Genomic DNA, 17,804 nt, shown 5'->3' with positions numbered 1-17,804 from the left:
CTGGCAGAAAAGCTTTCCTTCTGTTCTTAGGCTTCTGCCTTTAGCGGCAACCGACCCGCGATCGCACCAGAGAGCGCAACCATTCGCCATGAGTGTGTCCTATTATTGTCCGTTCAAACACCCGCTTAGGTAGCAACCCAAAGCCACGGCTCAGGCGCTAAAGATCCCGGTGGGTAAAAGCTTTGGCTTGTTCGCCCGAATAGGTCGCGGCAATATGACCATCGCCAACAAGCTGATATTTGTAGGTAACCAAACCTTCTAGACCAACGGGGCCTCGTGGCGGTAGCTGCTGGGTGCTAATGCCAACCTCTGCCCCAAAGCCATAGCGAAAACCGTCTGCAAAGCGGGTCGAGCAGTTGTGATAAACACCCGCAGCATCAACTTGAGCCATAAACTGCGCTGCCGCAACCGCATCGGCTGTGACAATAGCCTCGGTATGGCGAGAGCCATAGGTGTTAATGTGATCGATCGCGGCGGCAAGAGAATCTACAACTTTGATGGCTAAGATTAAATCGCTATACTCGGTTGACCAGTCAGCTTCGGTAGCGGCTTTAATCTGAGGCAGCCATTGGCGCGTAGCCGCATCACCCCGTAGCTCAACCTGAACGCTTTCTAAAGCTTGAGCCGCAACGGGTAAAAACTGCGGCGCGATCGCCCGGTGTACCAGCAAGGTTTCGATAGCGTTGCAAGCCGATGGGTAGTCTGTTTTGGAATCAATCGCCAGTTTGATCGCTTTTTCTAGATCGGCGGCTTGATCGACATAGAGATGACAAAGACCATCCGCATGGCCTAACACAGGAATGCGGGTATTTTCTTGCACGTAGCGCACAAAGGAGTTAGAGCCACGGGGGATGATCAAATCTACATAGTCATCCAACGCTAGTAGCGCTTGGGTTTCTGCCCGTGTGGTCAAAAGCTGTACGGCATCAGGATTCGCACCCGCATTGGCTAACCCCTGGCGAATAGCAGTAACCAGGGCTTGACAAGACTGCACCGCTTCGCGCCCCCCTTTGAGAATGACGCCATTACCCGATTTCACCGCCAAGGCAGAAATCTGCATCACCGCATCGGGACGCGACTCAAAAATAACTCCCAAAACGCCAAGAGGGCAGGTGATGCGCTTTAGGACTAACCCAGCGTCAAGTTCGCGGTGAATTTGAATGTGGCCGACCGGATCGGGCAGTTGGGCAACGCTGCGCACGCCAGCAATGGCGCTATTGAGTTTGACGGCGTCTAGCTTCAGGCGTCCGTAGAGCGCATTAGCCAGGTTGTCGGCTAGGGCAGCAGCGCAATCTGCTTGGTTAGCAGCCACAATGTCAGGGGCGGCTGTTTCCAAAGCCTGGGCGATCGCTTCGATGGCGCGATTTTTGTCTGCTGTCGATAAACCCGCAAGCTGTTGCGCCGCTTGACGCGTTTTTTGGGCGATCGCGGTGAGATCAGCCGCATTACTAGCCAGAATTTGAGACGCCGTCATAATCAAAACTTGAGGAACCGATAGAATGCAAGTTTAACAAAAAAGACTCGGCGCTTTTATCGACAACCTCGATATAGCTAGCGGCAAAAGGTGAGGGTAAAAGCAAAGGTTTGAGGTCGGCTTTTAGAAATTTCAGTCATGGAAGAGGCTCAACGCTGGTGGCGACAGCTATACAACGGCTCACTATCATCCAGGCATCCAGGCTTTTTTAGAGTTAAGGGCAACTTTTCCGGAAACAGAGGCGTCTCTAAGAATAAGTGAATGGTAGATGCACCCTGATTCCACAACCCCAGCCTTTGGTTGGGGTTCTTTCTTTTGGCGTATTTAGGGGTCTTGCCAATCGCCTAACGCTTCTTGGGTATTGATGACAATGCCTTCGCGCGTGACCTCTTGCACAGCGCTGACTTCAAAAACCAGGCTAAAACGTCGCCCCAGTCGCTGGGTCAAAAATTCTTCTAGTAGCCGTACCTGCTTAGGCGAAACTGGCTGAGCCGCGTAGACAGAAAGTCGGACTTCTGGTGGGTTCACCAACCAGTTGGTGCGGGTTCCGGCCAGACGTAACCCTTTAAAGGTTTCGGTTTCTTGCAGCAGCACTTGCTTAACGCCCGCTTCGAGTTGGTTTTGGCGGACTAAATCAAACAGGCTAAACCCCAACGGCAGCAGCAACACGCCTGTTAGCGCCAGCGTCACGCTAAGCGGTTTACTCGCCCGATGCACTGAAGCATAGCCCGTTAGCAAAAAAGTTAGCGTACAGGCCAGGGTAATGCCGATCAAGTTGGTGACATAGAGTAAGCTAGCGCCCTGGCTCAAAGACCAGTTACCCAAGGCGATGCCTTGCGATAGGCCAATACCCACAACACAGACTGGCGGCATCAAAGCCACAGCGATCGCAGTTCCGGCGAGCGTACTGGATAGCTTGGGTTCCACTTTGGCATAGCCGCTAATGCCCCCCGCCGCGATCGCAATGCCCATATCAAAAATAGTAGGACGCGATCGCCCCAGCACTTCTGAGCCAAATTCAGCCAACCCCGAAGACAGCCCCAATAGCCAAGACAACCCAATGGCGATCGCCGTACCCAGCAGCAGCGAGTTGAAGGCTGCTTTAATCAAATCGACATCGCCTTCTAAAATACCAAAGGCAAAGGCTCGAATCGGCTGCATCAGCGGCGCGATCAGCATTGCTCCAATAATCACCGCCGCACTGTTAGAGAGCAACCCCAGCGTTGCAATCAAGCAAGAGCCAATAATCAGCACCACATAGTTAAGGGTTAGCTCGGCGTCATCCTTTAAGCTATCGCGCAAATGCTTTAACCCTTGTGGAGTGACTCGCCTGCCAATCCCCAAGTATTTGCGGCTGATGCCTTGTAGTCCCTCTTTGAGAGCTTCGGCTCGTTGGTTTGGCCCCTTTTTGGGAGATGTCATAACTGTGCTAACAAGCGCCTATGACAGGCAGTTTACTCGCAAGCCCAGACAAATGCCCAATATTCAACAGGACTGTAACTCAGCCAGCAACCGCACAATATCGTCAATGGCTTGGCGCAACACTGACCCAGGCTGATCGACATGGTTTAACAAAATGCTCAAAACCAGGGGATCGTAGCCAGGGGGATCTAAATAGCCTGAAAGGGCAGCATTGCGGCTAATAGAACCCGTCTTACCCTGCAATCGCCCTGCGGCAAGGGTTCCTTGTAAACGATTGCGCAGGGTGCCGTTGACGCCAGCGGTGGCTAAAGACTGCCGATAAAGCGAACGCAGGGAGCTACGATTCATCGCCTGTAACACCTGCACGAAAGCCGTCGGCGTTGCCAGGTTGTGTCGGGATAAGCCAGAACCATCCACCAAAACATAGCCAGCCGTTTCAACCCCTAGCGGCGCTAGCGTAGACTGAACGGCTCTAATCCCTAGCTCTGTTGCCTCGCCCGCTGCGATCGCCCCCTGCACCCCCAAGGTTTTGAGCAGGGCTTCAGCATAGAGGTTATTGCTGTTGCGGTTGGTGGGGATCAGCAGTTCTGGCAAAGGTGCAGAAACGACAGCGGCCAGTTCTGGGAGGGAATGGGGTGTTGGTACAGTCGCGATCGCGGTTCGCCCTACGCTGATTTGCTCAGCCGCCAATGCCGCCTGAAAACGAGCCAGAAAATATTGACTGGGGTTAGCCACAGCGATCGCCGCTGTATCGGCACTGGCTCCCACTCTGAGCTGACCGCGGACTTGCAAAATGGGCTGATCTAAGTCACGCCCAACCTCGATATACTCTGGCTGGTCGGCAGCAACCGTGAGCGAGTTGTTTTCAATTTGCCATTGGCTAGCGATCGCTGGATCATCCCAAACCACCTGTAAAGGTTCGCCTACCGCCTGTGGTATTAGGCTCAGACCTAAGGCGTTGCGATTGACAATCAGGCTATTAACCGGGGCACCGTAGCCCGCCTGCACATCTTCCCATTCCCAATTGGGGTTGACGGTGCGCCCAGGAAAATAGCTATCGTCTACCACCAAGCTAGCAACCTGGCGCACCCCTTGCTGCCGTAGCTGCCGCGCTAGTTCAGCCAGTTCAGCCTCGCTGAGGCTAGGATCGCCTCGGCCTACCAGGCGCAGCGTAGTTAGCCCTAAGTCGTTGGTTGAACCATAGACCGAGGTACGAATGCGAAAATCTGACCCTAGCGCCTGTAAAGCGGCGGCAGTGGTGAACAGCTTGACGTTAGAAGCGGGCACAAAATAGCGATCGCTGTCACGCTCATAGACCAGTTGGCCTGTTTGCGTTTCTACCCGCACCCCCAAGCGGCCAGGTTGTAAGGCTGGCTGACTGGCGATCGCCTCAATCTGTCCGGCTAAATCGGCTGGACAAACTGCCGCGATCGCTGGCAATCCGCGAAAACCTGCAACCAGTAGCAGCAGCGGCATAGCCCACCGCTGAGCCAAGGCGAACGATACATTTAAAGCTGACATGGCAAAAGCCTATTCCGCTTGCTCTATTTCGGCTCTAGAAGCTCCCCAGTAGGCGCTGTAAGTCCATTCTTCATTGCTGCCTTTGTCTTTAGACGACCAGCGGTAAATAGCCGATTTGGGATCTACCCCCACTTCAATCAGCTTAGCTCCCATGTAATATTCCATTTGCTTGAGCGTTCGCTGCCGGAGAAACTCAGACTGCGCTTTCGGAATACTGCGCGACATGTGCGCTTGTGTGTGCTTTGCCATAACCGTTCAGGCTTAAATGTTTTCAGCATAAAAGATTGAAAGTGCGCAAAACAAGGCACTTCAACCATCTTTAAGCCTTAGCTGGGCGAGGCTACCCTCGCCCGCAGAAAAGTTAGCCAACGCCAACGCCGCGGCGCTAGACGGGCGTTTTCTCTGCTAGCTGACTATCCGGCAAGCCAATTTCGCTACAAACTTCATAGAAATTGGTGACTGGCGGTTGCTCAAACAAGTGGGCAATTCGGTTCAAAGCCTCTTTGTAAGCGGCGCTTTGGTGAGAATCCATATCGCCAACGTTTTCCCACAAAATGATGGCAATGCCGCGATCGCTACCGGGTTCTTGCAGCAAATAAGCCCCCTTAAAGCCTTGTTGATAGGTTGAGACAGCTTTTTCATAGAGCTGTCGCGCTTCAGAAAACGTACCCGGCTTGAATTCACCGATCGCCACGTAAGCGTGCTTGTGCTTGAGGAAATCTGAAAATTCTGACATAGTTAATCACTCTTTTAACCCACTAAGGTTACTAGTCTCGCGTAGGAAGTGGATCTTGTGGCGATCCCCAAGCGTGTCTTAAGATACCGAAAAATATTGAGGCAAAATTATTGAGAGACGTTGCGAGAAAACTTTTTGCCCACCCGCTTTTATGGCCGCATTGATCGCTAACGGCAAAAGGCTAAGGGCAAAAAGCAAAAGGAAAACTTTCCCTGTCAGTGGCTTTCATAGAGCCGCCTACTTTTAGGCATTACATCCGCTTGGCTCAACGTAGCGATTAATTAAAATTGCTCAATCGCTCAATGCTGGTTAGACGATTTCAGCAAGCGATCGCCCAAGTGCTGTAGTTTTTGACCGAGCCAGCGTTTGGCTTGTTGCCAGGTCGTATCCAGTTTGTTGGCTTGTGTATCTACCCACGTCGGTAAAACTGGCTCTTGCTGAATCGGCTGTATCCGCTTAGGCGATTCAGCTTGAAAGATAGCCGTGGCTTTAGGTAACGACAAAATCAGTTGATTGCCACGAATCACACTGCGAACCCGATCGCGAACAATTGAGCAGGGGAGCGCGATCGCTTGCTGCAACTGGCCGTAGCCTAAAATTTGACCATAGCGATTAATTTGAGCCTGCCGCTGGTAAGCCGACAGAACAACCCGGTTTGAATCAACTTGAACCCCAATATCGTGGGCGCTTATACCTGGCAGCTCAACGGTTAAAACCAGAGCCGAATCGGTATCTGTTAGTTCGATCTGCCACTGGGGCAGCGAACCCAGTTCTCGATCAAATAGCGAACTACTGGTAAACAAATCTTCAATTTGCCGCTGCCAAACATCAATGGCCCACGCGGTTTGCCAAGGCGTCATTCGCATCGATCCTGACCTCCAACCTTAGCGAGACTAATCTGAAGTGATCTACTTTGATCATGGCGCTACAGCGCCAAATAATCAGTCGGGATGTCCTCCCCTTTATGGGGAGATCTCCTCTCAGATAGGCGATGCGGCAATGGCTGGCGGCTAGATTGCTCAGGCAGGAACCACAACCTGCTGCGTTCCTGCGAGACCAAAAGCGCTGTGGATAGCTTGTAGCGCTTTGGTGCCCTCGGCCTGAGTGACCACACAGCTAATTTTGATTTCTGAAGTGGCAATCATTTGAATGTTAATGCCTTCATCGGCCAAGGCGCGAAACATTTTAGCCGCTACCCCCGGCTGATCAACCATACCCGCGCCCACAATACTGACTTTGGCGATCGCTGTATCGAGGGCTATTTCACCACACGCTAGCGATCGCAACGTGTCTTCAAGTAAAGCTTTGGCTGTTTCAGCATCGGCTTGGCTAACGGTAAAGGCAATATCGCGGGTAGTTTGCCCGTTGATTGGGCGGCAGCGCTGCGACTGAATAATCATATCGACGCTGATACCCTTGTCGGCTAAAGCCTGAAAGATTTGAGCCGCCATGCCGGGACGATCAGGTACCTGACGAATAGCCAATCGAGCTTGGTACTGATCTAGAGCCGCTCCCCGAACGGCAGGCGGGGGGGGAGACGTCTGCCAAGGAGACTCTAAACGCGCTGGTGAACAATTGAGGCCAAAATTTTGGCAAAGCGCCGCGATCGCCCGGTCGCAGTCTTCGCTAGCAATCGTACAGCTTACTTTGACCTCCGAGGTAGAAATCATTTGAATATTGACGCCAGCGGCGGCCAGGGTAGAAAACATCCGAGCCGCCACCCCAGGGCGACCAATCATACCTGCGCCCACAATGCTGACCTTAGCCATTTGCCGATCGACAATGACTTCAGCCTCATCTCCAGCGGCTGGATGGCTGCGCAAAGCCGGGGCGATCGCCGCCGCCACCGCTTCAGCCCGGTTCAAGTTGGCGTGGGTCACGGTAAAGGCAATGTCGTTAGTATTGCCATCGTGAATTGACTGAATAATCAGATCGATGTTGAGCGCCTGCAAACCCAGTTCACCAAACAGCCGAGCCGCGATCCCCGGACAGTCCGGCACCCGCAAAAGCGCAACTTTAGCCTGATCGGTGTCAAACTCAATGGCATCGACTGGGTGCGCCAGTTCTAGCCCTTGTAGCGATCGCCCCGGTAACAGCGGCGATTGCACGGCGGTTCCCGGTTCGTTGCTCCAGCTAGAGCGCACCACCATCAGCACACCATAGTTGCGGGCGATCTCCACCGCTCGCGGATGCAGCACCTTAGCCCCTAAGCTGGCCAGTTCTAGCATTTCATCACAGGTGATCTCCGTCATGAGCTGGGCTTCCGGCACCAGTCGCGGATCGGTGGTCAAGATTCCAGGGACATCTGTATAGATCTCACAGCAATCGGCTTTGAGCGCTGCCGCCAAAGCTACCGCTGAAGTATCTGAGCCACCGCGTCCCAAGGTGGTAATTTCTAGATCAGGCGTGTCGCTAATTCCCTGAAAACCAGCTACCACCACCACTTCTCGCTCAGCCAGGTGGCGCTTGATGCGCTCAGTTTTAATATTAAGAATGCGGGCGCGGGTATGTTCGGCTTCGGTGACGATACCCACCTGTGCCCCGGTAAGAGAGGTAGCCGGCTGACCCTGTTCGTGCAGCGCCATACTCAGCAGCGCGATCGACACCTGTTCCCCGGTAGACAGCAGCATATCCATTTCCCGACGGCTGGGTCGTGACGTTAGCTCATTGGCCAGCTTGACCAAACCATCAGTGGTTTTGCCCATCGCAGAGACGACCACCACCACCGTATTACCTGCCTGAGCAGTCTGACTGACTCGTTGGGCCACCGCTTGAATGCGCTCAACGGTGCCTACTGAAGTCCCTCCGTATTTCTGGACGATTAACGCCATCCCTCTTTCCCAACCTTATGAACCGGATTAAACCTGAAGTTTAGACGCTTTTTGCAGCTCAGCGTCCAGATCATTCAGCCTAGATTAATCAACTTAGCAGAGGTTAGGAGCCAGTGGTCAACTGCTCAAAATTCCGCCACACTGACATCGCCGCCAAAGGCTGCGAATACGGCCACCTGCTAGCCCCAGCATGGGTATTTAGGCGGCTGAGCAACCGCTATAGCTCAACCGACAGTGCCCCCTTTAACCGCAACACTCCCTTTCCCCGAAGGCGGACAGTACCATAGAAATAAACCCAAAGAAGCCTGGAGATAAGCCATGACTGAGACTGCTGAACCTCTACGACAGACTCAACTCTTAGGTCGCTTAGTGATTGACTACGATACGACTGAAGCCGTCGGCCATGTCGATCGCCTGCTGGTCGATCCTAAGTCGCATCAGGTGGAGGGATTGGTGTGTAAGTCGGGTTTTTTAGGGCGAAACAAGCGGCCCATTGCCTGGGTACAGATGCAGACCATTGGGAAAGACAGCATTTTGGTGCGGTTGCAGGGCAGTGCTGGTACGGAGCATTTAGCAGAAGCCCAATCTATGGTAGGTCTGGAGGTCTGGAGCGACGCTGGCGATCGCGTTGGCTATCTTGTAGACTATTGCATCAACCGTGAGTCAGGAGCGATCACCGCGTATTGGTTTTCAAAAGAAGGGCTGCAAAGTATTACGGAAGGGGTCTATAGCCTCAGCCCCAGCAGCATTATCAGCGCTGGACGCAAACGGGTTATGGTTGCTGACCAAGCCGTGGTCGTAGCCGATCGCGTTATTGATGGGTTAGAGCAGCAAGCAGGCGATGCAGCTGAGTTTTTGAAGCAAGACTATGCTCAAACGCAGCAAGATTGGCAATCAGCCGTAGACAGCACCCAAGCAATCGCTGAGCAGTTGCAAAACCAAACTCAAAAATTGGCCGAAAAAGCTAAAGCGCAGTTCAGCGGCACTCAAAGCCAGTTGCAAGAGAAAAGGCAAGCCCTCAAGGGTCGCTTTCGCCAAACTTTTTCGCAAGTTAAGGGGCGCTTTCAGCAAATTGGCGAGTCAAGCGATCGCCCTTGGCAAACCTCTAATGCTGACCAAACAATTGACATTACCCCGCTAGAAAGCTGGACAGAAGAATCAGAAGATGAAGACCGGACAGAACCGCTGCAATAGCCCACTCTTCTTTTGCAAAGGCGATCGCTGAGTTTGCCATTTGGAGCCAGCAGGTTTAGTTGGGCAACCTTGCAGACGCTACAAAAATTATTAAAAGGCCAGCCGCGATCGCGGCTGGCCTTTTGAGCTTTGAGCTAGATTACGAGCTAGTTTTTTAAGCTAGTTTATTGAGCTGTACCTTCCGCAGGCTCAGAAGTTGTTGCTCCATCGGGGCTAGCAGGTGCAGGAGCTGGCTCAGCCGTTCCCTGAACCGGGTTAGGCACTTCAATATTGACGTCTGGTGCTTCTACAGCGGGTGGATTAGGAACGTTAACATCCGGAATTTCAACGTCTGGCGCTTCTACATTAATATCGGGGAGTTCTTGCTGCTGAGGTGCTGGGTTAACCGTATCGGTTTCAGTGCGGCCAAAAAAGTAAAACGTACCAAATCCTAGAACAGCCAAGATAGCAACGATAATGGCCCAGAAAAATCCGGTTGTTTCATTGGCTCGCTGCTGAGCAAGGCGACGGTTTTCGTCTCGGCGAACAGCCACATTGTGTTGAGCAATTTGAGCACTTCTGTCAAGGCGAAGATTTTGGTTCTCTCGAGCTAGCTGCTCGCTTCTTGCTCGCTCGTATTGCAGTTGCTCTTGTTCTGGTGTGAGTCGGTTTGAGCTATCGACCGGATCATGAGGCGTTGGGTCAGAAGAATAGGATTTCATGGTTTCTAAAAGATCTAATCAAAGTAGGCAACCAACTCGCAAAGCAAACTTCTTGACTGTTAACTTGCTGGTATAAATTGAACTTAAGAAATTTGCTTGGTTAATTAGCTTGACTCAATAGTAAGCGCCCCTATTTAGACTCACCTCTATCGCTTGGATAATCTGATCATCGGTCTAACGGTCTATTTGCATCGAGCGATCCCGGTTAATTGCGTGAAACCCCGTAGATTTTGCTGCTGTATTGCCGTTGTCGAGCAGCAGGGTTAGCAATCGGCGTATGATATGACACATCGAGTCAAATTGATTCAGGCTGGTGAGTTGAAAAGTAGCGCTGCCGCTGCAAAAGCTTGATTTCAGACCTTCTAGCAGGCGTTTTTAACCTAAAGCTAACATTGCAAACAAGTTTAAAGATAGAGTTGCGCTTACCTCTAAGGTTCGTGTTAACTTAACGTTGGGAACTATTTTCGGTTTATATTACGTTTTTCGAGTTTTTCGAACGTTTCTCCGAATCTAAGTCTCTGCACCCTTTTGGTTCTGGAGATAATCAGTGTCAATTTACATAGGTAACCTGTCGTACGACGCCACTCAGGAAGATCTTTCTGAGGTTTTTTCCGAGTACGGCACCGTTAAGCGAGTGCAAATTCCGACTGACCGAGAAACGGGTCGAGTCCGTGGCTTTGCCTTCGTCGAAATGAGCAGCGATGAAGAAGAAGCTGCAGCCATTGATGCCCTAGACGGGGCAGAATGGATGGGTCGCGACCTAAAGGTTAATAAAGCCAAGCCGCGTGAGCCAAGAGGTTCCTCTGGCGGCGGTGGCGGCTGGGGCGGTAATAGAGGTGGCGGATCTAGGCGCTATTAAACGTCTGAGGCTATCTTTTACAGCTACAGCTTGTGGTTTTGGGGTAGACGTCTCGTCTGCCCTTTTTTAGTTGGCTATTGATTTAAGCGCGATCGCCGACTCTTGCTGTTTCAACGCAATCGCAAATGAGTATCCTGACATTTCAATCGGTTCACAAAGATTTTGGTATCAAAGAAATTTTGACGGATGCCAGCTTTAGCATTGGCGATCGCGAGAAAGTAGGTCTTATCGGCACAAACGGCTCTGGCAAGTCAACGCTGCTCAAAATGATTGCGGGAGTTGAGCCAATTGACAGCGGCGATCGCTGGGTCAATCCCGGTTCTAAGGTAATGTACCTGCCGCAGCAACCCGACTTAGATGACGACAAAACCGTTTTAGAGCAGGTTTTTGCCGACAGCACCGAGCAAATGTCGCTGGTGCGAGCCTATGAGGATCTGTCGCATCGTCTGGCGCAAGCTCAAGGCGACGAACTCGATCGCTTGATGAACCAGATGGCTCGGCTCAACGAGGCCATGGAAACTGCCAACGCTTGGGATCTTGAAACCAATGCCAAAATCATTTTGAGCAAATTGGGGATCGAAGACTTTGAAGCCAAGGTGGGGACGCTTTCGGGAGGCTATCGCAAACGCATTGCTTTAGCGACAGCGTTGCTCTCCCATCCAGACCTGCTGCTGATGGATGAGCCTACCAACCATTTAGATGCTGAGTCAGTTGAGTGGCTGCAAACCTATTTGCAAGGGCATTTAGGCTCTATTTTGCTGGTAACTCACGATCGCTACTTTTTAGACCAGGTCACCAACCGAATTCTCGAAATCGATCGCGGTGATCTGTTTGCTTACGATGGCAACTACGCCTATTACCTGGAAAAAAAGGCAGACGCAGAAGCGACCGAAGTAAGCCGTCAGCGTAAACACGCGGGCGTTTTGCGACGGGAGTTGGAATGGCTCAAGCGAGGCCCCAAAGCCCGCAGCACCAAGCAAAAAGCGCGGATCGATCGCATTCAAGATATGCAGGAGACTGAGTTTAAGCAGGTACAGGGCCAGGTTGATATTGCCACCGCAGGCCGCCGAATTGGCAAAAAAGTAATTGAGCTAGAAGGGATTTCTAAAGCTTACGGCGATCGCCTTTTGATTTCTGACTTTACCTATGAGTTTTCTCCCAGCGATCGCGTTGGCATCATTGGCGGCAATGGTTCCGGTAAATCAACGCTGCTCAACATCATCACCGGGCGCACCGCACCAGATGCGGGACGCGTCGAAATTGGCAGCACTATCCACATCGGCTATTTTGATCAACATTCTGAACACCTGCTGGGGGCGATCAACCAAGAGCAGCGGGTGATTGAATACATCAAAGATATTGCGGCTTATGTCACCACGGCAGACGGTGATTTGATTAGCGCTTCCCAAATGCTAGAGCGCTTTTTGTTTACGTCTAATCAGCAATACGCGCCGATTCACAAGCTCTCTGGCGGCGAAAAACGCCGTTTGTTTTTACTACAGGTATTGATGGCTGCGCCCAATGTGTTGATTTTAGACGAGCCTACCAACGATCTTGACGTGCAAACGCTGTCTATTTTGGAAGACTACCTGGAAAATTTTAACGGCTGCGTCATTACCGTTTCTCACGATCGCTACTTTTTAGACCGCACTGTCAACAGGCTGTTTGCCTTTGAAGGCGATGGCGTCATTCGTCAGTATCCCGGCAACTACTCGCTCTATCTAGACTTCAAAAAGCGCGAAGCCGAAACCGCGATCGCCCCTCCAGAAACTACTGCTAAAACCCAAAACTCTGTGCCGTCGGCTTCAACAGCCCCCCCTTCTGCCGCTCCCAACCGTCCGCGCAAGCTTTCTTACAAAGAAAAGCGAGAACTAGAACAGCTCGAAACCCAAATTCCTGCCCTTGAAGCCGAAAAAGCTGAGTTAGAAAAAACGCTTTATCAAAATCCCCCTGGCGGCTATAGCCAGCTTCAAGCCATGACCGAACGCCTCGCTGACATTAATGCCGAAATCGATCGCTCAACTGAACGCTGGTTAGAATTAGCCGAGATCGAGTCATCGTGATAGAGCCACGGGCGATCGCCTTTTATAGCTAAATCCAGAAGGCAGGCCAAAAAGCTTTCTGGAGAAAACTGTCAGCAGTTTGCCTGTCTCACCCTGGCGGCGGCAGCTATAGAATAAGGCGTTAGTTTGACAATGACAGCTATGGTAAAAGCACAAATTATTCTCTTCAACGGCTTTGATGAGCTAGATGCGATCGCTCCGTTTGAAGTTTTGCAGACAGCGATGGCAATGGGGGCTGACCTGCAAGTGGAACTGGTTACGTTAGACGGCTCGGCAACGGTGGTAGCGGCTCATGGCACTCAAATTCAACCCCAGCGCCAACTCAGGCTAGATCAAAAAGTAGATATCTTACTGGTGCCGGGTGGAGGTTGGGGCGATCGCGCTGAGCAAGGCGCTTGGGCCGAAGCCCAACGAGGCGATATTCCGGCAGCTTTAGCCCAACTACACCAAAAGGGCACTGTCATTGCCTCGGTCTGTACGGGAGCAATGCTCGTAGCAGCAGCAGGGCTACTCAAAAACCGACCAGCCATTAGCCATCGAGTAGCGATAGACGATTTGCAAGCAGCCGGAGCCAAGCTGATCAAAGCACGGGTGGTTGATGATGGCGATATTTTAACCGCAGGCGGGGTTACCTCTGGTTTAGACCTGGCCTTGTGGCTGATAGATCGCTACTTTGGTTCTCAGCTAGCCCACGCCGTTGAGCAAGAGCTAGAGTATGAACGTCGCGGTACCGTTTGGCGATCATAAGCTTAAAGGCAAAGGGCAAAAGGCAGAAGGAAAGCTTTTTGTCATTGGCTTTTAGCCATTTGAGGGCTGCAACCGGGTGGCTAGCGCGATCGCTATCAAATTCCCTAAGCCATCAGCGAGACTTCAGCCGAAAACCTTTGCTGCTTTATTATTTGCATAAAGGCAAACACCCCAGGTGTTTGTAAGGCATCTGCTAAAAGCACTGCCCCAACTGTTCGTTCCAAAGCCGAGGGCAACTGCACCGCCTTTACCCCTGCCGGGATGGGCTTAGCCGATAGCGACGGCACAATCGCCGCGCCTAACCCCTGAGCCACCATGTTCAAAATGGTATGCGTCTCCCGAAACTGATAGCGTGGCTCTAGCAGATGCCCCGCTTGCTGGAAGTAGCGCTGCACATCGACATAACAGCTATTGTCATTGGGGTAAACAATCAGCGGCAATGCCAGCAGTTGTTGCCAGCTCAAGCGCGTTTCGGATACCGCTGTGGTGGGGGGCAGCAGCACCCAGTAAGGATCGCGCATCATCTCCCAGGCTTCAAACTCGGCGCTGGTTGGTAAGAAAGTAATGCCGATATCTGCTTTGCCGTCGCGCACCTGTTGTTCAACTGCTCCGTAGTCGTAAAATTCCGTCATCGTGATATCAATGGCGGGATACTCTACCTGAAACTGCGCCACTACTTGCGGCAGCAAATTGGCAGCCGCACTGCGAAAAGTGGCGATTCGAACCTGACCGCCTTGCAGCCCTTTGTGGAGGTTGGCTGTTTGCTGCATGCCTTCTAGCAGCCGCAAAATTTCCTGCGCCTGCTGCGTGATGGCGGTACCAGCCGGGGTGAGTTGCGCCCCATAGCGACCCCGTGACAGCAAAATCACCCCCAGTTCTTCTTCTAAACTGGCGATCGCATGGCTAATGGTCGGCTGGGTTAACCCTAGCTGCCAGGCTGCTTCGCCAAAATTGCCACAGTCTGCCACTGCTACCAGTGCCCGCAATTGTGACAGCTTCAATCCAGAATGATGTGCTTTGCTCATGGCTACTCCAGAGCGCTTGCCCTGATTATGCCTGAGCTTTGGCAAAATGGCCGCTCTGACAGATAGATGCCGTCGATAGATGAAATTTATGCGATCGCTGGTTCTACCAACTGGCGATCGCTAGCTTTAGGGCATAAAACTCTGCCAAATCTCTCAATCTCTTATGGCACTTTCTCCCCTGAGCCGCTGGCATCTGCGTCAGTGGCTAGCCCAATTGGCTACCGCTACAGCCCCTGCTAGTGGCAAAACGCTACGGGTTCAGGTCAACTGGCGAACAGAGGTCAGCGAATATCAGCGCCTACCCCAGTCTTACCTCACTGTGGTGGAGGCAGACGCCGACACATCGCCGCCGCCATCTGCCTGAGTTGGCCGCTGCCCTGACTGCGAGTGTAGTTACTTTACAGTCTAGAAACACTGTGTAACAGACGACTCATTCAAGCGACAATGACTCATATAAGCTGATGCTAACCCAAGCGAAGCGCAAACGCTTATTGCTTACTCATTGCTTGAAGGACTACAGCAATGCGCATAATCAGGCATTTTCGATTAGCAATTCTCGCCCTTCTCACCTTTGCGATCGCAGTGATGCTGGCAAATTGTGGGGGGGCTCCGGAGACCACCAGTGCCCCTTCCGCCGAAGAAGCCGCCGCTCCAGCCGCTACAGGAGCCTTAGTTTACGGCGCAGGGGGACAACCCGTCAACCTCAACCCTGGCAACATTACCGACGGCAATTCCATCATTGCTCAATACCAAATTTACGATCGCCTGGTAGGGACTCAACCCGGCACCACCGAACTCGCCCCTAGCTTAGCCACCGACTGGAATGCGTCTGACGATGGCCTCACCTGGACGTTTAATCTCCGTCAAGGGGTGAAGTTTCACGACGGCAGCGACTTTAACGCCGAAGCGGTCGTCTTTAACGTCAACCGCTGGTGGGATCCAGACTTTGAATATGGCTATCGAGCCGAGGGCAATCTCTACGAAATTTGGACTGACCTGTTTGGTGGCTTCAAAGGAGATGAAGCATCAACCCTGACGGATGTTCGCGCTGTAGATGACGATACCGTCGAGTTTCAGCTGGCCGAGCCGTTTGCCGCTTTTCCCGCCGCGATCGCTTCAGGTTATTTTGGCATTGCCAGCCCCACCGCCATTCAAGCGTCGGGGCCTAGCTACGGCACCCCTTCAGGAGCCGCTGTGGGGACTGGGCCGTTTGTGTTTGAAGAATGGCGATCGGGCGATCGCATTACCTACACCAAGTTTGCTGACTACTGGGATGAGGGCTTACCCAAAGTCGAACAGCTAGTCATCAGCTTTGTCGAAGATCCAGCCGCCCGCCTAGCCCAGCTACGCGCCGGAACGCTAGACTTCACCGTTGACCTCACCCCTGACCAGCTACCTGAAATTGAAAGTGACCCCAATTTAGAAGCCCTCTATCGCCCCTCGTTCAACGTTGGCTACCTGGCACTCAACCCCTCCTACGAACCGCTGTCTACTCCAGAAGTGCGGCAGGCGATCGCCCAGGCTATCAACAAACCCGCCATCGTCGATGCCTTTTGGGGCGACTTAGGCGAAACCGACGGTCACTTTACGCCGCCTTCTTTGCAGGAGTACCAAGACGAAGCCGTCGAAGACTACGCCTACGATCCGGAAGCCGCCCGCCAGGTTTTAGCCGAAGCGGGCTATCCCGATGGCTTTGACTTAGATCTCTGGTACATGCCTGTCAGCCGTCCTTACTTCCCCAACCCCAAACCCATTGCTGAAGCCTTTGCCGCCGAGCTAAGCCAAATTGGGATTCGGGTCAACCTGCAAACCAAAGACTGGGGCGCGTATTTAGAAGACCGTAACACCGCTCCTGGTTTCCAAGCTTTTATGCTGGGCTGGACAGGCGACTACGGCGACCCTGATAACTTCCTCTATGCTCACTTTGGCCCCGGTGCCACTCAAGATCTCGGCAACTATGAAGATCCAGAAATGTTCGACTTGCTCAACAAAGCCCGTGTAGCCAGCGAATCGGGCGAACGAGAAACCCTCTACAAGCAGGTCGATCAGATGCTGTTTGAAAAAGCGCTACGAATTCCCATCGTTCACTCCCAACCTTTACTGGCAAAGCGCACCAGCGTCACGGGTTGGGAACCGAGTCCTTTAGGATCTGAGCCTTTTACCACCGTGGAGAAGTCTTAGATCATGGGGCGATATATCCTGGGGCGCTTGCTCCAACTGATACCCGTCTTGCTCGGAATCTCCCTGCTGGTATTCGCCTTTTTGCACCTGATTCCGGGCGATCCGGCGGTGACCATGCTAGGCGATCGCGCTACCCCTGATCAAGTTGAGGTGCTACGAGAGCGCATGGGGCTAAACGAGCCACTGCCGCTACAATACCTGACTTTTCTCGGCAACTTGTTGCGCTTTGACCTGGGAACCAGCATCTTTACCGGAGTGCCAATTGTGGCAGAAATCCGCCTGCGCTGGCCTGCCACCTTTGAGCTTTCGGTCGTTGCCATGCTGATTGCTTTAGTTTTGGGCATTCCGGCAGGCGTCATTGCTGCAGTACGCAAAAACAGCGCCATCGACAACCTCACCATGAGTGGTTCGCTGTTGGGTGTTTCGATGCCTGTCTACTGGCTAGGGTTGCTGCTGATTTATCTGTTTGCCGTCAATTTGCAGTGGTTGCCCCCTAGCGGACGAATTGGCGTCGATGTCGGCTATCGCTTTCAACCCATTACGGGCTTTTTCATCTTCGACGCTCTGATTCAAGGCAACTTTCAAGCCCTGGGGAACGTTCTCTCTCACCTGATTTTGCCCGCCCTAACCTTGAGTACCATTCCGCTGGCGATTCTGGCGCGGATTACCCGCAGTGCCATGCTTGAAGTGCTGTCGCAAGACTACATTCGAACAGCACGAGCCAAAGGCGTTCTGGAGTTTTGGGTGATTGCCAAACATGCGCTCAAAAACGCCATGCTGCCTGTGGTGACGATTATTGGCCTAGAATTTGGCACCCTGCTGGGGGGTGCCATTCTCACCGAAACGATTTTTTCCTGGCCGGGAATTGGCAAGTGGATTTACGAAGGCATTTTGCTGCGCGACTACCCGGTGGTGCAGGGGGGCGTTATTTTTGTCGCCTTTGTCTTTGTGCTAGTGAATTTGCTGGTGGATATTTCTTACGCCTTTCTCGACCCTCGGATTCAGTACAAGTAGCGACTGGGTCTCGCCGATCTGTGATTAACCCGATAA

At 52.5% G+C, this 17,804-nt stretch carries 16 protein-coding genes; 7 read left to right on the top strand and 9 right to left on the bottom strand.

Annotation, left to right across the window (positions count from 1 at the left end; all coding sequences use genetic code 11):
- Nucleotides 1-157: 157 nt before the first annotated feature.
- From ACTS3T_RS00710 to ACTS3T_RS00680, 7 genes are all read right to left on the bottom strand, one after another.
- On the bottom strand, nt 158-1,474 hold the full coding sequence (locus ACTS3T_RS00710) for a glutamate-5-semialdehyde dehydrogenase (protein WP_462934611.1): 1,317 nt from the start codon (nt 1,472-1,474) through the stop codon (nt 158-160).
- A gap of 324 nt (nt 1,475-1,798) precedes the next feature.
- Nucleotides 1,799-2,896: a DUF389 domain-containing protein gene (locus ACTS3T_RS00705; protein WP_462934610.1), complete on the bottom strand. Its 1,098-nt coding sequence runs from the start codon at nt 2,894-2,896 to the stop codon at nt 1,799-1,801.
- A 63-nt stretch (nt 2,897-2,959) separates the two neighbouring features.
- Entirely contained in the window at nt 2,960-4,417 is a 1,458-nt protein-coding gene (gene dacB, locus ACTS3T_RS00700) for a D-alanyl-D-alanine carboxypeptidase/D-alanyl-D-alanine endopeptidase (protein ID WP_462934609.1), read from the bottom strand.
- Between the two features lie 9 nt (nt 4,418-4,426).
- Nucleotides 4,427-4,666, bottom strand: coding sequence for a hypothetical protein (locus ACTS3T_RS00695; RefSeq protein ID WP_462934608.1), 240 nt, complete (start codon nt 4,664-4,666; stop codon nt 4,427-4,429).
- A 136-nt stretch (nt 4,667-4,802) separates the two neighbouring features.
- On the bottom strand, nt 4,803-5,153 hold the full coding sequence (locus ACTS3T_RS00690; RefSeq protein ID WP_462934607.1) for an antibiotic biosynthesis monooxygenase: 351 nt from the start codon (nt 5,151-5,153) through the stop codon (nt 4,803-4,805).
- Nucleotides 5,154-5,452: 299 nt separating this feature from the next.
- Nucleotides 5,453-6,013 (bottom strand): Hsp20/alpha crystallin family protein, encoded by a 561-nt coding sequence (locus ACTS3T_RS00685; protein WP_462934606.1) that lies wholly within the window; start codon nt 6,011-6,013, stop codon nt 5,453-5,455.
- A 159-nt stretch (nt 6,014-6,172) separates the two neighbouring features.
- Nucleotides 6,173-7,984, bottom strand: coding sequence for an aspartate kinase (locus tag ACTS3T_RS00680; protein ID WP_462934605.1), 1,812 nt, complete (start codon nt 7,982-7,984; stop codon nt 6,173-6,175).
- Between the two features lie 318 nt (nt 7,985-8,302).
- Here ACTS3T_RS00680 and ACTS3T_RS00675 point away from each other — a divergent pair, with 318 nt between their 5' ends.
- Complete coding sequence (locus tag ACTS3T_RS00675) at nt 8,303-9,178, top strand: PRC-barrel domain-containing protein (protein WP_462934604.1); 876 nt, start codon at nt 8,303-8,305, stop codon at nt 9,176-9,178.
- Between the two features lie 164 nt (nt 9,179-9,342).
- Here ACTS3T_RS00675 and ACTS3T_RS00670 read toward each other — a convergent pair whose 3' ends face one another.
- On the bottom strand, nt 9,343-9,879 hold the full coding sequence (locus tag ACTS3T_RS00670; protein ID WP_462934603.1) for a hypothetical protein: 537 nt from the start codon (nt 9,877-9,879) through the stop codon (nt 9,343-9,345).
- 547 nt (nt 9,880-10,426) lie between these two features.
- Between ACTS3T_RS00670 and ACTS3T_RS00665 the strand changes: the two genes are divergently transcribed.
- The 3 genes from ACTS3T_RS00665 to ACTS3T_RS00655 all read left to right on the top strand — a co-directional run bounded on the left by ACTS3T_RS00665 (nt 10,427) and on the right by ACTS3T_RS00655 (nt 13,548).
- Nucleotides 10,427-10,738, top strand: a complete 312-nt coding sequence (locus ACTS3T_RS00665; protein ID WP_462934602.1) for an RNA recognition motif domain-containing protein — start codon at nt 10,427-10,429, stop codon at nt 10,736-10,738.
- A 125-nt stretch (nt 10,739-10,863) separates the two neighbouring features.
- The gene (locus ACTS3T_RS00660) at nt 10,864-12,801 is read left to right on the top strand and encodes an ABC-F family ATP-binding cassette domain-containing protein (protein WP_462934601.1); all 1,938 of its coding nucleotides are present in this window, start codon (nt 10,864-10,866) and stop codon (nt 12,799-12,801) included.
- A gap of 141 nt (nt 12,802-12,942) precedes the next feature.
- Entirely contained in the window at nt 12,943-13,548 is a 606-nt protein-coding gene (locus ACTS3T_RS00655; protein ID WP_462934600.1) for a DJ-1/PfpI family protein, read from the top strand.
- Nucleotides 13,549-13,652: 104 nt separating this feature from the next.
- On the opposite strand, the gene ACTS3T_RS00650 is transcribed toward ACTS3T_RS00655, so the two are convergent.
- Nucleotides 13,653-14,573, bottom strand: coding sequence for a LysR family transcriptional regulator (locus ACTS3T_RS00650; protein WP_462934599.1), 921 nt, complete (start codon nt 14,571-14,573; stop codon nt 13,653-13,655).
- A 163-nt stretch (nt 14,574-14,736) separates the two neighbouring features.
- Between ACTS3T_RS00650 and ACTS3T_RS00645 the strand changes: the two genes are divergently transcribed.
- The 3 genes from ACTS3T_RS00645 to ACTS3T_RS00635 all read left to right on the top strand — a co-directional run bounded on the left by ACTS3T_RS00645 (nt 14,737) and on the right by ACTS3T_RS00635 (nt 17,768).
- Nucleotides 14,737-14,937: a hypothetical protein gene (locus tag ACTS3T_RS00645; protein ID WP_462934598.1), complete on the top strand. Its 201-nt coding sequence runs from the start codon at nt 14,737-14,739 to the stop codon at nt 14,935-14,937.
- A gap of 158 nt (nt 14,938-15,095) precedes the next feature.
- The gene (locus ACTS3T_RS00640) at nt 15,096-16,754 is read left to right on the top strand and encodes an ABC transporter substrate-binding protein (RefSeq protein WP_462934597.1); all 1,659 of its coding nucleotides are present in this window, start codon (nt 15,096-15,098) and stop codon (nt 16,752-16,754) included.
- A gap of 3 nt (nt 16,755-16,757) precedes the next feature.
- Nucleotides 16,758-17,768, top strand: a complete 1,011-nt coding sequence (locus ACTS3T_RS00635) for an ABC transporter permease (RefSeq protein ID WP_462934596.1) — start codon at nt 16,758-16,760, stop codon at nt 17,766-17,768.
- Nucleotides 17,769-17,804 lie beyond the last annotated feature (36 nt).

The organism is Almyronema sp., assembly GCF_052168255.1.
Classification (GTDB): Bacteria; Cyanobacteriota; Cyanobacteriia; order Phormidesmidales; family Phormidesmidaceae; genus Sphaerothrix; species Sphaerothrix epifaneia.
This window is presented reverse-complemented; position numbering and strand designations above follow the sequence as displayed.

Bases quoted from the DNA above. Each gene is read 5' to 3' on its own strand.
- ACTS3T_RS00660 (WP_462934601.1), top strand. From the start codon at position 10,864: ATGAGTATCCTGACATTTCAATCGGTTCACAAAGATTTTGGTATCAAA.
- ACTS3T_RS00705 (WP_462934610.1), bottom strand. From the start codon at position 2,896: ATGACATCTCCCAAAAAGGGGCCAAACCAACGAGCCGAAGCTCTCAAA.
- ACTS3T_RS00680 (WP_462934605.1), bottom strand. From the start codon at position 7,984: ATGGCGTTAATCGTCCAGAAATACGGAGGGACTTCAGTAGGCACCGTT.
- ACTS3T_RS00695 (WP_462934608.1), bottom strand. From the start codon at position 4,666: ATGGCAAAGCACACACAAGCGCACATGTCGCGCAGTATTCCGAAAGCG.
- ACTS3T_RS00675 (WP_462934604.1), top strand. From the start codon at position 8,303: ATGACTGAGACTGCTGAACCTCTACGACAGACTCAACTCTTAGGTCGC.
- ACTS3T_RS00645 (WP_462934598.1), top strand. From the start codon at position 14,737: ATGGCACTTTCTCCCCTGAGCCGCTGGCATCTGCGTCAGTGGCTAGCC.
- ACTS3T_RS00640 (WP_462934597.1), top strand. From the start codon at position 15,096: ATGCGCATAATCAGGCATTTTCGATTAGCAATTCTCGCCCTTCTCACC.
- ACTS3T_RS00635 (WP_462934596.1), top strand. From the start codon at position 16,758: ATGGGGCGATATATCCTGGGGCGCTTGCTCCAACTGATACCCGTCTTG.
- dacB (WP_462934609.1), bottom strand. From the start codon at position 4,417: ATGTCAGCTTTAAATGTATCGTTCGCCTTGGCTCAGCGGTGGGCTATG.
- ACTS3T_RS00690 (WP_462934607.1), bottom strand. From the start codon at position 5,153: ATGTCAGAATTTTCAGATTTCCTCAAGCACAAGCACGCTTACGTGGCG.
- ACTS3T_RS00685 (WP_462934606.1), bottom strand. From the start codon at position 6,013: ATGACGCCTTGGCAAACCGCGTGGGCCATTGATGTTTGGCAGCGGCAA.
- ACTS3T_RS00670 (WP_462934603.1), bottom strand. From the start codon at position 9,879: ATGAAATCCTATTCTTCTGACCCAACGCCTCATGATCCGGTCGATAGC.
- ACTS3T_RS00650 (WP_462934599.1), bottom strand. From the start codon at position 14,573: ATGAGCAAAGCACATCATTCTGGATTGAAGCTGTCACAATTGCGGGCA.
- ACTS3T_RS00655 (WP_462934600.1), top strand. From the start codon at position 12,943: ATGGTAAAAGCACAAATTATTCTCTTCAACGGCTTTGATGAGCTAGAT.
- ACTS3T_RS00710 (WP_462934611.1), bottom strand. From the start codon at position 1,474: ATGACGGCGTCTCAAATTCTGGCTAGTAATGCGGCTGATCTCACCGCG.